Annotated in this window: 13 protein-coding genes and 1 tRNA gene; 1 reads left to right on the forward strand and 13 read right to left on the reverse strand. The window is 58.0% G+C overall.

All coding sequences use genetic code 11. The annotated features are described in order from the left end of the window. Positions 1-101: 101 nt before the first annotated feature. From ABHR63_RS06970 to ABHR63_RS07010, 9 genes are all read right to left on the reverse strand, one after another. Positions 102-602: a GNAT family N-acetyltransferase gene (locus ABHR63_RS06970; protein ID WP_346964823.1), complete on the reverse strand. Its 501-nt coding sequence runs from the start codon at positions 600-602 to the stop codon at positions 102-104. Between the two features lie 39 nt (positions 603-641). Beyond that, positions 642-1,292: a tyrosine-protein phosphatase gene (locus tag ABHR63_RS06975; RefSeq protein WP_022094060.1), complete on the reverse strand. Its 651-nt coding sequence runs from the start codon at positions 1,290-1,292 to the stop codon at positions 642-644. A 17-nt stretch (positions 1,293-1,309) separates the two neighbouring features. After that, a complete protein-coding gene (locus ABHR63_RS06980; RefSeq protein WP_035136836.1) occupies positions 1,310-2,047 on the reverse strand; it encodes a CpsD/CapB family tyrosine-protein kinase in 738 nt (245 codons plus the stop codon). 2 nt (positions 2,048-2,049) lie between these two features. Then, positions 2,050-2,706, reverse strand: coding sequence for a YveK family protein (locus tag ABHR63_RS06985; protein WP_117745655.1), 657 nt, complete (start codon positions 2,704-2,706; stop codon positions 2,050-2,052). 195 nt (positions 2,707-2,901) lie between these two features. Then, positions 2,902-4,326 carry a sensor histidine kinase gene (locus tag ABHR63_RS06990; RefSeq protein WP_161156574.1) on the reverse strand — a complete coding sequence of 475 codons (1,425 nt, stop codon included), beginning with the start codon at positions 4,324-4,326 and terminating at the stop codon, positions 2,902-2,904. Between the two features lie 3 nt (positions 4,327-4,329). Next, positions 4,330-5,058 carry a response regulator transcription factor gene (locus ABHR63_RS06995; RefSeq protein ID WP_050766101.1) on the reverse strand — a complete coding sequence of 243 codons (729 nt, stop codon included), beginning with the start codon at positions 5,056-5,058 and terminating at the stop codon, positions 4,330-4,332. Positions 5,059-5,122: 64 nt separating this feature from the next. Continuing rightward, the gene (gene pstB / locus ABHR63_RS07000; RefSeq protein ID WP_006234803.1) at positions 5,123-5,998 is read right to left on the reverse strand and encodes a phosphate ABC transporter ATP-binding protein PstB; all 876 of its coding nucleotides are present in this window, start codon (positions 5,996-5,998) and stop codon (positions 5,123-5,125) included. 103 nt (positions 5,999-6,101) lie between these two features. Next, on the reverse strand, positions 6,102-7,340 hold the full coding sequence (locus ABHR63_RS07005) for a sensor histidine kinase (RefSeq protein WP_346964821.1): 1,239 nt from the start codon (positions 7,338-7,340) through the stop codon (positions 6,102-6,104). Between the two features lie 25 nt (positions 7,341-7,365). After that, on the reverse strand, positions 7,366-8,061 hold the full coding sequence (locus ABHR63_RS07010; RefSeq protein ID WP_250786886.1) for a response regulator transcription factor: 696 nt from the start codon (positions 8,059-8,061) through the stop codon (positions 7,366-7,368). 197 nt (positions 8,062-8,258) lie between these two features. On the opposite strand from ABHR63_RS07010, the gene ABHR63_RS07015 reads away from it, so the two are divergent. Continuing rightward, entirely contained in the window at positions 8,259-9,599 is a 1,341-nt protein-coding gene (locus ABHR63_RS07015) for a D-alanyl-D-alanine carboxypeptidase family protein (protein WP_346964820.1), read from the forward strand. A gap of 160 nt (positions 9,600-9,759) precedes the next feature. On the opposite strand, the gene ABHR63_RS07020 is transcribed toward ABHR63_RS07015, so the two are convergent. From ABHR63_RS07020 to ABHR63_RS07035, 4 genes are all read right to left on the reverse strand, one after another. Then, on the reverse strand, positions 9,760-10,911 hold the full coding sequence (locus ABHR63_RS07020) for a TM2 domain-containing protein (RefSeq protein WP_035136829.1): 1,152 nt from the start codon (positions 10,909-10,911) through the stop codon (positions 9,760-9,762). 176 nt (positions 10,912-11,087) lie between these two features. Beyond that, positions 11,088-11,178 (reverse strand) — tRNA-Ser (locus tag ABHR63_RS07025). Positions 11,179-11,387: 209 nt separating this feature from the next. Then, the gene (locus ABHR63_RS07030; RefSeq protein WP_346964819.1) at positions 11,388-12,470 is read right to left on the reverse strand and encodes an AAA family ATPase; all 1,083 of its coding nucleotides are present in this window, start codon (positions 12,468-12,470) and stop codon (positions 11,388-11,390) included. 162 nt (positions 12,471-12,632) lie between these two features. Continuing rightward, on the reverse strand, positions 12,633-15,074 hold the full coding sequence (locus tag ABHR63_RS07035) for a tetratricopeptide repeat protein (RefSeq protein WP_346964818.1): 2,442 nt from the start codon (positions 15,072-15,074) through the stop codon (positions 12,633-12,635). Between the last annotated feature and the right edge of the window lie 450 nt (positions 15,075-15,524).

A 15,524-nucleotide genomic window follows, 5' to 3' on the forward strand; every position in this document is an offset into this window, starting at 1 on the left:
AGGCCTGGCGTTAGCATGTCGCGATTCAATCTCGAAAACAGCATTGCCCAGTTGACAAAACTATAGGAACACCCCCCCCTGCCGGCAGAAAAGGAACGTCCCTATCTGCCATCTACACGCTTGGGCATCCAGGCATGGGGTTGGCCCTCGTCTTCGTAATCTACCGGGGCAATTTGCGTGTAGCCCGCCTTTACATAGAGCGGCAGCACGTATTCCTGTGCATGCAGCTTAATAAGCTTTGCGCCGGCATCGCGTGCACACGCATCACTGGCCTCGACGATCGCACTCGCCAATCCGCGACGACGCATAGCCGGCAGCACTGCGACGCGCCCCATAATGTAGGTCTCCCCCGCCGCAACGCCTTCGTCCATGTCGCATGCCGGCAACACCGGGGCCTCTGCGTCAGCCACGCGCTCAAGCTCTTCGGGAAACACGCGCGAGCAACCGGCAAGCTCGCCGTCTACATAGAGCGTCACATGAATGCAGTTCGGATCCTCGTCGATAGCGTCGAACTCATTCTCGTAGCCCTGCTCGTCCATAAAAACGACGCGGCGCACCAACGCCGCGTCATCAAAGCATCCCGTCTTAAGTTGAATATCCATGGCTGCCCCTTCATTCAATGCGAACGTTAGGGACAGATTTTAGCGAAAATGAGCTCCGCGCACGCTAAACTTCGCGCGAGCCTTCGCCAGGCAATCGTAATGACCCACGTTATGGGCATCGCTCGCGATGAAGCTGTACAGGTTCTGATCGAACAGGCGCTGTGCCGGCTTTTTCTCGCGACCAAAGCGACCGCCGGCAATAAAGTCCGCCGAAGCCTGCAGCTTGCAGCCCATATCGACCAGGCGCTCCGCCACGCTTACATCCTTTTGAACCGCACGATAGCGCTCAGGATGAGCGATGATCACCTGGTAGCCACGGCACTGCAAATCGTAAATCGTGTTCTCGTACTCTCTAAACGCATACGCATCGGCATGCGTCGAAAGCTCGAGCAGAAACTCGTTGGTTCCATCGAAATGCAAGTGCTCCGCGGCATCGATACCAAGCTCAACGAGCTTTCGATGGTTGACCTCGAAGCCCATCTGGAGCGGAAAACCGTCAGCGTTATCACGCAGCAGCTCAAAGGCATCCCACATCTTGTCGTAATCAAAATAGGGATCACGGCAGTGAGGAGTGCAAACGATTCTGGTTACACCGGCCCGCTTGGCAGCCTCGAGCATCGCCAAGCTCTCATCGAGATCGGCGGCGCCGTCGTCTACACCCGGCAAGATATGGCAATGAATGTCACGCATAGGTCAGCCTTAATCAACTAAACGTTTGCTCGGTTGGTGAAGATGCCCTTTTTGGAAGTCCCCTGATCGTCGGAGCCCTTCTTCACCTTCTTACCGTCCTTGGTGTAGTAGGAGTAGTAGTACTCGCTGGTCTCGGTCTCGCAGTAGTTCATAACGGTACCAATGAGCTTGACCTTCTCGGACTTCTTAAGCTGACCGATGGCGTTGAGCGCCTCCTCGCGCTTGGTGAAATCCTCACGCACGACAAAAAGCGCACCGTCGGTCAGACTTGCGATCTCGGCAGCATCGATGAAGGTGCCGACCGGGGGAGCATCAAAGATGACGTACTGGAACTTGGCGGACAGTGCCTTTACCAGCTTGGCAAAGCGGTGAGAGACGATGATGTCGGCAGGATTGGGAATATGCGGCTCGGCATCGAGGAAGTAGAAGTTCTTCTGACCCGTCTCGACAATCGCCTGGTCAATAGAAACCTGCTCGGAAAGGACTGCATAGAGTCCGCCGCGGGAGCGGACGCCGAGCATATCGGCAAGGGACCTGCGACGCATATCAGCCTCGACCAGCAGGACGCTCTTGCCGCTGGTGGCGATAGCCTGGGCAAGGTTGATGGAAACCGTAGACTTGCCCTCGTTGGGAATCGAGGACGTAACGGTGATGGTGCGAATGGGGTCGTCCACGCTCGCAAAGCGGATGTTGGCCAGAAGGGTCTTGGCGGCATTCTGTACAACGAGCTTATCGGTGTTCTTTGCCTTAGCCATGCCTATTTACCACCTTTCATAGCCGGAATTCGGCCAACAACGGGAATGCCCAGGAGCTCTTCCGCCTCTTCGGCACCGCGGATGCGGGTATTGAGCATGTCTGCCAAAACGACATAGGCGACTGCGATAAAGATACCGGCGAGGAACGCGACGGCAATATACAGCGTGCGCTTGGGGCCGCTGGGGGCTTCGGGGGTCTTAGCCTCGTCGATAACGTTGATGCTCTGGGCAGCGCCGACGTTCTGAGCGACCGTACTCACCGAGCTAGCTATGGCCTTTGCGACCTCAGCCGTCTCCTTGGCATCGGTGCCGGTAACCGAAAGCGTAATGACACGCGTGGTGGTCTCGGAGGAAACAGACACCTTGTAGTCATCCAGATCGGTGAGGCCCAGTTCCTTGGCGGCGCCGCTCTTAACGCTATCGCTATCCAGCAGCGTGGCGATATCGTTGGAAAGCATCTGGCTCGCCGAGAGATCGTTGTAGCTCATCTGGCCGCTATCGTCGGTCTTGGCGAGAATGTACATGCTCGTCGTCGCGGTATAGGTGTTGTCCATCGCGGCGAAGGACACGATGCCCATGGCGATCGCGCAGACCACCGGAAGGGTGATGACCAGCTTGAGGTGCTTCTTCAGCAGCTGGAACAGTTCGAGAAGGGTCATGCAGCTTGCCTTTCATTTCCCCAGTTCGGATTGACAAAACTGTCCGTATGTTATCGCATCTTTTTACCGAGACCAAACTCTATACATAAGAAACAGGCTCTCCTGTAAAAATGTCGGAAGCAATCGTAAAATTGCACAACAACGCCGCACCCGAAAGTCAAATGCGGCGTCTACATCAATACCTATGTTGTATCGCTATGCGAATGGCTCGTCCTGCTGTATGGGAAACGTCACCGTAATGGTGGTTCCCACGCCCAACTCGCTCGACAGATCGAGCGTGGCGTGATGATACAGGGCCGCATGCTTGACAATGGCAAGCCCCAGACCGGTTCCGCCGCGCGCCTTGGACCTACTCTTGTCCACGCGATAGAACCGCTCAAATACCTTGCCCTGTTCTTCAGGCGCGATACCGATTCCCGTGTCGGCGACCGCAAGGAACGGATGGCCTTCGTCGTTGGTGCCGCACTGCAGCGTAACCGTACCGCCGGGTCGATTGTAGCGGATGGCGTTGCTTGCCAGATTATAGATGAGCTCGTCAATCAAGCGCGACACGCCCTCGATGACCACAGGCTTGGTCTCATGACTTATCGTCACATTCGCCTGACGGGCGACCTGTTCAAGACGCTGCTCGACCGCGTAGATGGCACGCGAGAGCTCAATAGGCTCCGTGGACCCAATGGGCACCGCCTCGCCCTCAGCTGCACGCTCGGCCTCGTCCAAGTTAGACAGCGTAAGGATATCGTTGACAAGCGCTGCCAAGCGGCCCGCCTCACGATAGATGCGACCGCCAAAGTTGCGCAGGTCGCCCTCGCCCTCGACCATGCCGTTTGCGATGAGCTCGGCATAGCCCGAAATCGCCGTAAGCGGCGTCTTGAGCTCATGGGTGATATTCGCCGTGAACTCGCGGCGCATACGGTCGTTGTCCGCCAGCACCGCCATTTGGCGCTTGAGCTCCTGGCGCTGCGACTCAATACGCTCAAGCATGGGGACCATCTCGGCATAGGCGTGCTCATAGCTACGGCGTGGGTGGTCCAAATCCACCTCTTGCAAAGGCGCGATGATGGCACGGGACTCGCGGCGCGCCATAAAAAACGAGAGTACCGCACCCGCTGCTGCGATAAGCAGCATCGGCGCCACCATCGACAGCAAAATCGCCGCAACGCCAGGCTGGGCCTGCGCCAAGCGGACAACCTGGCCGTTATCAAGGGCGACGGCGCGATACAGCATAATCTCGTCGAGCGTAGAGCTTGCGCGCTCCGCGGAACCCGAACCACTCTCAAAGGCCTCGATGACCTCGGGGCGATCGCCATGGTTGGGCAGTGTGGAAGGCGACGCCTCGTTGTCGTAGGCAACCGATCCATCCTTGTTAATCAGCGTGATGCGCAAGTCCTCTCGATCGAGGCTACGCAAGAACGGGATGGGCTCCTGCTGCTCGTCGAGGGCGGCAGCAATGAGCTCGGTTTCTTGCGCCAGGTTGGCACTCGTGGCATCCGCCAAGGTGTTTTGCACAAAGAACGCACCCAGCACCGTAAACGCCACGATAACCGCCATGGCGCAGACAAAGATCGTCACAAAAACGCGGTGCGACAGCGTATGTTTTCCCTGGGGGGCGAAGACCACGGGTTACTCCTCCGATGCGGTGGCCGCGGTGTCGTCACCTTCGGCACCATCACCGGCAGAAGGCTCGGCCAAGCGGTAGCCCACGCCGCGCACGGTCTCGATGGCGCTGGCATGCTCGCCCAGTTTTTGGCGAAGCGTCTGCACGTGCACGTCAACGGTGCGCGAACCGCCGTCGAAGTCCCAGCCCCACACGCTCTGCAGCAACGACTCGCGGGTAAAGACCACGCCGGGCTTGCGCATGAGGTACTCGAGCAGGTCGAACTCGCGCAGGGTGAGCTTAAGCGACTCGCCGGCAACAGTCACCTCACGATGGCTGGGCGAGAGCACGATGTCGCCCACGCTGAGCACATCGCTTGCCTGTTTGACCATGCCGCCGCGACGCAGCAGTGCGCGGCAGCGGCTGGCGAGCTCCATGAGCGAAAACGGCTTAGTCAGGTAATCGTCGGCACCGCCATCGAGCGCCATCACCTTGTCGAGCTCGGTATCCTTGGCGGTAAGCATCATGATGGGCACCGTCGCCGTCAGGCGATCGGCACGCAGTCGACGCATAATCGCCAAGCCATCGGTATCGGGCAGCATGATGTCGAGCAGGACGGCATCGGGTACCCGTCGCGCCACGGCAGCCTTAAACTCACCGTCGCACGAAAAGCCTTCGGCCTCAATCCCCTGCTTGCGCAGCGCATAGACCGTCAAATCCCTGATGTTGTCATCGTCCTCGACGTAATAGATCATGTTGAACCCCTTTGCGGCCGGCATGACCGCATCTTAACCCTAAAGGTACCTTTACTAGATGGTATCAGCCAAAACGCCCCGTCAAATAATCCGCCGTGCGCGGATCGGTCGGATTCTTGAAGAGTTGCGCGGTGGGCGCGTGCTCCACCAGCTCACCCAGCAAAAAGAATGCGACCGAATCGGAGATACGCGCCGCCTGCTGCATATTGTGCGTAACGACCACGAGCGTGCAGGTCTCTTTGAGCTCGCAGGCCAGCTGCTCCACCACCAGCGTCGACACAGGATCGAGTGCCGAGGTCGGCTCGTCCATCAGCAGAATGTCGGGCTGCACGGCAAGTGCGCGGGCGATGCACAGGCGCTGCTGCTGGCCGCCCGAAAGACCCAGACCCGACTCTTTGAGCTTGTCCTTGGCCTCGTCCCACAGGGCGGCGCGTCGCAGGGAGTCTTCGACCAGCTCGTCGAGCACGACGCGATCGCGCACACCCATACCGCGCGGCCCATAGGCGACGTTGTCGTAGATGCTCATGGGAAACGGGTTGGGGCGCTGGAACACCATGCCCACGCGCTGGCGAAGGCGGCAGATGTCGTAGTCGCCCAGGATATCTTGACCATCGAGCGCAATCTTGCCCTCGATTCGGCAGTCCTTGATGCCGTCGTTCATGCGGTTAAAGCAGCGCAGCAACGTGGACTTTCCGCAGCCCGAAGGCCCGATGAACGAGGTAATCTGCTTGTCGCGGATCTTGATATTCACGTCCTTGAGCGCATGGTGGTCGCCATAGAACAGGTCGAGGCCCTCAACATCGATTCGCGTCGGCGAGGCGGCAAGATCCTCTGCCGTGGGGCGAGTCGCATCCCCAACCTCGCGCTCGTGCGCGGCCTCGGCCTGCGCTTTCATGAGTTCTTCAAGCTCCGTGGGCTCCACAGCCGCAGCAGCCGTCATACCGCATACCTCCACATCGATATCAATTCAGCAGTATCGATAGTAGGAATCGCGGCTCATATGCACGTGAGCGCATTGTCAAGTGTTTGTAAGGGCACGCTGGCTATGCGGCGGGCAGCTCGATGGTGAATATCGTGTGTTCGGGCGTCGATTCACATGCAACGGTACCGCCGTGCGCGCATACGATCTCCTTGGCGATGGCAAGCCCCAGTCCAGCGCCGCCGCGATTGGTCGCACGCGCCGCATCCAGGCGATAGAACTTCTCAAAGATCACCTTGAGCTTAGCCGCAGGGATGGGATCGCCCTGATTGATAAAGCGCACGCGCACGCCACCGCCGTCCCGGCGTCTGGCCTCGATCGTGATGGTCGAGCCCTCATAGCTATAGGCAATAGCGTTTTTCATGATGTTGTTGAACACGCGAGCCATTTTGTCGCCATCCACGAGCACCGTCAGGTCCTCGCGAATATCAACTTGGACTTCCTTATGCTGCTCGTTGAGGATGGGATAGAACTCGTCAGCCACCTGAGCCAGCAGCAACCCCAGATCAACATAGCCGCGCGTGAGCACGATATCGTGGAAGTCAAAGCGCGTGATATCGAAGAACTCTTCGATGAGCGTATCGAGCCGGTGCGCCTTGTCGAGCGCCACGCCCGTAAAGTGCGCACGTTGCTCAACCGGCAGCTCGGGAGCCTCTTGCAGCAGCGAAAGATAGCCCACTACGCTCGCAAGCGGGGTGCGTAGGTCATGTGCCAAGTACGTAACCAGATCGTCCTTGCGATGCGACTCGTCACGCAGAGCTTGCTGCACCTTGCGCTCACGGTCACGCACGCGGTTAAGGGCGCCCTCGACCTCCAAGAAGTCGCCGTCGATGTTGTCCCAGGTGTCGGGGTGATCGATCAGGCGATCTTGAATACGAGCGGCCAGCACACAATCGGCATGCTGCTCGCCCTGTTCGTAGCCCTGGTAGTACAGGGCTCGGCCGCACAAGAACATCACGCACGCGGCAAGCGCCAGCACAAAGCCAAGCATGTTGAATACAAAGCCGGCATCGAACAGCACCGGCCCTTCGATGCCGCCGAGCGCCATGGCGCCAATCGCCAACGTCATGGCCCACGCGGCGCCGCCAATCACCACGCAGCGGCGCACGATCTCAAATCGATCGATCAGCAAAAAGCCAACAAGCAGCACCGCCAAGATTCCGACGATGTTGTCGATGCCAATCAGCAGCAGGCTCAGCAAAAAGAGCAGCACCGTTGCAAGCGCACGGTTGTCGACGACCGACCTCACGTAATCAAAGAGCCGATCGGGTACCTCGAATGCCTGCCTATCGTCTTTTGTCATATCCACTTCCCCACCATCAAAGGCGTTATTCGATTATGTAGCCGACGCCCCAGACGTTTTTGATAAAGCGCGGCTTTTGTGCGTCGTCGCCGATCTTTTCGCGCAGGTGGCGAATGTGCACCATCACCGTATTGTTGGAGCCGGGCATAAAATCCTCGTTCCACACCGCACGGAACAGGTCCTCCACGGCCACCACGCTGCCGCGATGCTCGACCAGATACAGCAAGATTGAATACTCGGTGGGTGTGAGGCGTACCGGTGCACCGTCCACCGTCACGGAACGAGCGTCGCGGTTGATCTCCAAGCCGTCGAGCTGAATGGTCGGCGACTCGGCCGCCTGTGCACGGCTACCGTAACTGGTGTAGCGGCGAAGCTGAGCGTGCACGCGCGCGATGAGCTCCAGCGGGCGGAACGGCTTAACCACGTAATCGTCCGCGCCAAGCGAAAGGCCCTCGATCTTGTCTTGCTGGGCATCGCGCGCCGTCAGCATGATCACGGGATAGGTATGGCTGGAACGGATCGTACGCAGCAGCTCAAAGCCATCGATATCGGGCAGCATGACATCAAGCAGCGCCAGATCGAACTCCTGCTCCAAAATCGCCTTGGCAGCATCGGCCCCGCTATAGGCAATCTGGACATCAAAGCCCTCTTTTGTAAGGTAGATGCCAACCAAGTCGGCGATGGCCTTCTCGTCATCAACTACCAAAATGCGCTCGTTCATGCGTGCTCCTCTCGCGCTCCATTATGCCTGAGGCGACGCACGCCACACACAACAAGCGTGGGTGATTAAGTCGGCCTTAAGCACCCTTGTGCCCGTTCGGGTGCGGATGTGGGCCAAGCGCGCACGCGATGATCGCCGACGCCGGCAAACGATATACTCTAGTTTCAGAAGAGACCATCCCGTCGAAAGCGAAATCTGTGAAGTCCCTCACCTCTTTTGCAAAGCGCTCAGCCCAGCTTGCCGCCGGCTTTGTCTGCGCTATCGCCCTTGCCGCTGGCGCGCCCACCGTCGCCGGCGCCCAAGTGCTCACGACCGACAATGTTTGCGGCAAAACCGCCGATGCGCGCGGCATCACGGCCGAAAACCTGCCCGATATCGATGCGACCAATGCCCTCGTCATGGGCAAAGACGGCACCGTCTACTATGGGCGCGGCGCCGATGAGCAGGTCAAGATTGCCTCGATCACCAAGGTCATGACCGCAATCCTAACCGTCGAGAATTGCAAGATGGACGAGAAGGTCACGGTGAGCAACGCCGCAGTCACCGTGGGCAATTCGACCGCCGGCTTGCTCGAAGGCGACAAGCTTACCGTGGAGCAGGCGCTGCGCGGCCTGATGATTCCCTCGGGCAACGACGCCGCCATCGTGCTCGCCGAATATGTGGGCAAGAAGATCGACCCTAAGACCAAAGACGCCGAGGCCACATTTGTGAAGGCCATGAACGAGCGCGCTAAGAAGCTCGGCTGCACCGGTACGCTTTTTGAAAACCCGCATGGTCTGGACTTTGATGAGTGGGCTGGCGATATGCACTCAACCGCACACGACGTAGCGCTGATGATGCAGGAGGCCATGAAAAACGACACGATCCGCGAGGTCGTAGCGAGCGAGGATTCCTGGATCGAGGCCACGGGCGCCGACGGCACCGACCATTCGCATTCCATGGACACGCATAACTATTTGCTGGGCCAAGATGGCAACATCGGCGGCAAGACCGGCACCACCGACGACGCGGGCTATTGCTTTACGAGCGCCTACAACCGCGACGGCGACGAGATCTACACCGTCGTTTTGAACTCCACCACCACCGACCAGCGCTTTACCGATACCGCAACCCTTGCCAATTGGTACTACGGTCACAAGGCGGCGGTCGCAATCGCCAACACGCAGGAAAAGACCGCCAACGGCAACCCGCTTATGGCGCGCATCAGTCAAACCGACTGGACGGATAAGACGATCGACGCCACGCTCGCCGATCCTACGGCGCAAGCGACCGTGTTTTCCCTTGCCGGCGAGGTGACCGAAAAGGTTAGCTACGACGATCTTTCGGGCACGGTGCATGTTGGCGACAAGGTAGGCAGCGTTACGCTCAAGCAGGACGGCACCAAGGTCGCCGTCATGGACCTGGTTGCCGACGAGGAAGGCACAGGGCCGAATCCCATTGAATGGCTCCTCGTGAAGCTCGACCGCCTGGGCCGCCGCATCGACAACCGGCCACTCACGGCAGAGAGCGAGACCGTAGCCAAGGCGCCCGAGGTGTAGGGCTGGGGGAACATTACATTTGAGATTGGAGAGGCGTCCAACGGGCGCCTCTTTTTGAATACCTCTTAAACGGGATGCGTCAGAATCACCAAAGCGACATTGCTAGCCGTTTACCTTCGCTGTGTCTTTTCGGACCTTGAAAACGGGTCCACCGGGCATGCTAGTAGATCCTTTCGACCTCCTTGGTCAAGGCCCTGAAAAGGTCCCCAGCTGAGGGGTCTGCCCCAGGACACAGCGATTGCCAGGCACCCGTTTCTCCGATGGTGCCCGCACTCGTCATAACAAGATCGTCGCTCCGCCTGCGAATGGAGACACTAACGGAGCGGCCATTATGGAACCCATGGATATCGACTTTATTTATGCGCCCATCAGCTAGATAACTAATCATGACATTGATGCTGTCACCATACTCCGGCAATTCGAAGCCGTGGGAATCCATCAATAGCTTCACGTCCTGATGGTAAATGCGGGCCTCGACGACATTCTTGGGCATCTTCCCCGTCTTTGTTGGAGAGCAAAAGCTGATGCTTGGCTCCTCTTCGCTCATGCCTCGGTCAAACCTAAGCATGCACGGGCATACCGACTCAATGGTTCGCAAGGCGTCCGCCGCGACCTTTTCCTCGGTAAACATCTCCACGTCGATGCCGTTTTCTTCCATATAGGCACGGTTTTTACGTTGAAGCTCTAGCCGAGCCGCAGCCTCCCCATCTCCACGCTGTTCCCAATTTCCGGAGTCGGCGACATTTCGATCGAATGTAGAATCAACGGAACATGGCGCTTGCTGTTGAGTCTGATCACTGTCGCCGAGACGCCTTAGCTCGGAGCGTCTCATCAGTAGTGTCACAATATCAAACAGCCAACCAAATCCAAAAAGGCCAAAGGTAAAGAGATATAGAAAGAAGCTACCCCACATCCGTGCATACGCCCTATGAGCGCCCGACCACCCAAGAAGGAAGCATAGCAAAAGCGCCTTGTTTGCCCTGTCAACCGACGTAATCTCTCGAGTGAGAGATTTCTGTTCAGGCTTCGCCAAAGGTGTAATTTCATGCGATGAAACAGTAATTGAGGACGTCCTTGACGCCGAGCTCCGAGCGCCTGATTTAGCAACGGCGCGAGCGACATCCCCAACTCCGACGGTCGTTCTGCTGTATACGGCATTGTAAGCAGCCTTCTTCGGATTTTTGATCCACCCCATGCCCTTCTTACCATAGCCGGGGATTATCGCCCGCTTTACCGCGCGCTTCGCTCTGCCGGTCGTTCTTGCCTTGAGTGATGTCTTTAGATTCGGCTTACGCAGCCCGACCTTTACCATATTTCTACTCCATCCCCTCGGAACCCCACACCGGGGTGCACGAGCACGCCTGGGTCTCCCCGTTTTCAAGCGCCCCGTGTTTGCCTAATGTTCACGCCCTTTCGGACTCTAATCCCCAGCTGCCATTCTTGATAATAAAAAAGGGCCCCAAATGGGACCCTTCTTCAAAGTCATACTGGCGGAGAGCTGGGGATTCGAACCCCAGATGCCCTTTTGGGGCATACTCGCTTAGCAGGCGAGCACCTTCGGCCTCTCGGTCAGCTCTCCGTAACAGCCGTTCTATAGTAACCAAACAGCCGAAGTTGGGCAAGGGGAATTTTGAGGCGTTTCCTCTTTTACCTCTCTTTTACCAGTAAACGTCTCAGTCAATCATCTCAACCTGTAACATCTGCAGGCCGTAATCCCCTCCAGATGTTACAGGTTGAGACAAAGATACAAGGACGGCCCCAGCGACAGCGCGGACAGCCCATTCTTTATTAGTCCTCTCGAACGGTCTCCAACAGATAATCGCGCATGTATGGAATTGCAAACGAAACACGGCCATAGCCCGCGGGCTCAATCAACCCCGCATCGATCAGACGCTTGCGATATGACCCAACTTTGTTCGCCGACAAACCCATCTTCTTGGCGATATCGCCGTTGGCGATATCGACGCCCTCGCATTGAGCCATCGCCGCGAGATACTGAAACTGCCGTTCCGACACCCTGCGCAGCGCTGGGGCAATCACCATAGCATTAAAGCTATCAAGAGCCGCCTGGATACCCTTACGAGCCGCCTCTTCGCTCACGCTCTCCGCCCCACTGCGCGCAGCAACCTGCCAAGCGTAATATCCGACCAGCTGGACCATAAAGGGATAGCCTGCCGAAGCTTTTGTTAATAGCTCAGCGGCACCTTTGTCGAGCTCCTTGCCCGCTCGTCTCATCGTATCCTCAAACGATCCGCCAACTTCAAAATCGGAAAGCCGAGTAAGTTCAACATGTTTGGCTCGCTGAAGGAACGTCAACGTATCATCCACCACCACGCCATCTACCGATGTCGGCAGCCCGGCGAAAGCGAAAGCGACATTCGCTCCTTGGCGGATCAAGAGCTGCATCTCATTGCCTAGCTCGCGCATTTCCTCAGTTGAGGCATCCTGGATCTCGTCGAGCGTAATGAGCAGACCACCGCGCTTCGCAGCATCGTACATCGCCTCGCCCAGATGAGAGGCCGACTTCGACATCTCCATGGAGCCAAGGCTGACCCCTAAAATCGATGGGGAAATCGAGATTGATTCAAGACGAACGTTTCGCTGCAGAGCCTCGAGGATTCTATTGCAAAAACCAGCATTGGAGGCAACGTCAACGACCTCGAATCCTTTTTTGCGTGCAAGGTCACCCAATGCATTAAGGAGCACCGTTTTACCTGTGCCTCGGACGCCCGAGATGCGCATGAGTCGATCGGGGGCACCAGGACCATTCTCAAGAGCCTCGGCAAAGTCATCCAAAACAGTGTCCCGTCCGATAAGCTCAGGCGGATTCATGCCCGCCGTTGGCTTAAAGGGGTTAACAGCTTTCGTCATTCTGCCCTCCTCTGCTAGTTTTAACAACTTTAACAAAGTTTAGCAACTTTAGCAGAGTTTAACAGTTTTAGCAGGCTCGGCGGCTTTATGCCTTACCAATCCTGCCGGGTCCTCCCGCCCGCGCCGATACAAATAGCGCGGTGCGGCCCCTCTATATCGCCCCTACCCCAGCGAGCGGTTGAGGGAGCCGAGCTCGTCGTTGCCCATGGTGCGCCACATTTGGAAGATGCAACCGCGTGCCAGGAAAAAGAAGCCGTTGTCGACCAGTTGCACAGCGGCATCTGCCAGCTGATTCGTCACGGCGGACACTGGCGGCAACTCAAGTCCAGCCTTGCGGATAGTCTCGCCCGCTTCCTCGAACGTCGGAGGCTCGCTAACGCCCATCTCGTTCATAAGGCCCTGCATTTCTTCCAGCGCGCTACTGCCCGACTCCTCGCCGCGCGGCACGAGACGGTAACAAGCCAGCGCCAGGTCGAGCTGATCGCAATTCCAATAGGCAAACGCCAAGCGATAGAACAGGTAGCCGATTGCAGAACGATCGCTGGCAATACGTAGGCCGTGGCGCGCCACCTCGATAATCTCGTCAAAGCGCTCCAGACGCGCAAGCACGTTGATGAGCGCAAAGTGCGATTGCATGGACGAGCGCGCCAGATCGTAAAGATGGCGCACCTCGGGCAGCGCTCGTTCAAAGTCCTCTTGCTCGGCGTAAAAGCTGCAGATCTCGTGCTGGGCAAAGTACAGCGCATCGGGCGCACGAAGGATTCGCACAGAGCGGTCTTCTTCCAACACCGGTAGCACCATGCGCACCAGCTGGTTATCGCAAAACTGCGTTTGAACCGGACCTGTCGCCAAAAGCTCGGCGACGGCGCACTTAGCCTCCAACTCCTCGACAAGACGGGAAAAGCCTTCAAAAGCACCTGTACGGTCGACTTTTGCCTGCTCGCGCAATTCAACAACACGGGCCACGTATGGGTCATCGTCCTCTTCCATGACCTCCAACTCGTCAGCCTTATCGGCGAGCAGCAGATCGCGCAGCGCCGGCGGCAGTGTGCGATGGTCATCACGCGGACGAGCATGAACCTCCGCAGGCTCAATCGTCTCCGGAGCGGTTGACTCATACGCCTCAAGCACACGCTTGCACGGCATATCGTCCATGTCCATGCTCTCAAGATCCTTGGCGACAGGCACGCAATCGGCCAGATAGGCCGCGCGCCCAAAGAAATACGTTGCGACAACGCGCTCGCCCTGCTCACTGTCGGGAGCAGCAATCTGCACATAGCAGCGCGTGATGCAGGTGCCCGCGGCAAAACACGCTGCCGCAAGCGTGAGTGCCACGCGCGCATCGTGCTCCGCGGCCCAGATCGCACGCGTGTCCTCTTCCAGCTCGCGCCAGGCGTCATCTTGAGCGTCGTATTCACGTTGCGGCATGGCATTCACGACAGAGTGCCCAAACCGAACGAGCATAATCCCCTCGGCAACATTTGCCCGATAGGTATAGTCGAGCCGCGTGACCACGTTGAGCGCCTCGACAATACGCGCGAAGCGGGTACGCACATCCCACTCACCGCCCGGCTGGCAAGCCACCGTACCCGGTTTGCCCCACGGGTTATCGCTCGAGGTCGTATCGAGCAGTCGGGGAACATCGTTGGTCGTCTTGGCGATATGCCACGCATCAAAGAGCGCGCAGCCCTCAAGGCTCGGCGAGGATGCCGCAGGGGCCAATCCGGCCCCGATGCGCTCGAGGATGCCGGAGAGGCGGTTGAGACGGCACTCGATGGCAAGCAGCATGTCAATCTCGCCCTGGTCCAGCAGGCTACGATCAAAATTGAGATAGAACAGCTTCGACCGGTCGATGCGCGCTAGGCTCATTTCGGACTTGGCGGCAATGGTGCGCAGACGGGGCAAGTCGACCTCGCTCATAAGGGCGGCGGCATAACGCTCGATACCGCTCGGATTCTCGGCATGGTCAACGCGGTAGAGCAGCGTCTCGATAGCGTCAGGTAGCGGTGCCGTGTTAAAGCCCAAAAACACCTCGACCGGCTCGGGCAACTTTACGAGCTTGATCTTGTCGACAACGTTTTGCATGTCCGCATCGAGACCGTCGGCGTCCGCCGTGTTCGCAACAGCGCTTTCGGAGTTGGCAAATATCACGTAGCGCAGGAACATCGATGCCATGAACTCACCGTAAGGAAAGGAGCGGGCCGAATTCCATGTATCGTGATCGGACTGCTCGCGCATGGGGCCTTCGGGAGAGCCGACGGTTCGCGCGCACGTACGCATTGCACCGCTGGCTTCCCTTACCATAATCTCACCAATACTGGAATCCGACTCGTCAAGGACCAGTTCCATGTCGGGATCGTTGGGCAGCGGAGCCTCGCTAACGGGGCGGTCCACCTTGTACACCTCACCCGAAACGCTTACGTAGCCCAAAAGCGACACATGACTTTTGCCAACGAATTCGACGACATAACAAGATTCATGCTGGTCCTCGCCAAAGAGTTTCCAGACCACGCCATATGAGCGTCCCGCAGGCTGCTCGGGCATCGCCGGAAAGCGCTTCTTGGGATCGAGAAACCTGAGCTTGTATGTCGGACGCTCTGCCACGAAGTATCACCCTGATCGGTCGTTGAGAGAAGGAGTGGTCGCGGATAGGCCGCGATACCTACTCGGAATCTTACACGAGTCGATAAGAAATCGTCCGCTTCACGCCCGCGCCTCGACCGAGGTTCGAATCCATGCAGTGCTTACGTAAAAGAAAAGCCCCCGTTGCCGGAGGCTTCAAGTTCAATTGGTGCGGCGTATAGGATTCCGCGCATCCGCTGCGCGGATCCGCACCGGCTTCGCCCGCCTGCCGGCGCGCTCGCCCGCGGGCTAAAAACGCTCCGCGTTTTCTTTACGCCCGCGCCTCGACCGAGGTTCGAATCCGTGCAGCGGCGACATAAAAGAAAAGCCCCCGTTGCCGGAGGCTTCAAGTTCAATTGGTGCGGCGTATAGGATTCGAACCTATGACGTTCTGATTCGTAGTCAGACCCTCTATCCAGCTGAGGTAACGCC

The organism is Collinsella aerofaciens, from assembly GCF_039752775.1.
Classification (GTDB): Bacteria; Actinomycetota; Coriobacteriia; order Coriobacteriales; family Coriobacteriaceae; genus Collinsella; species Collinsella aerofaciens_R.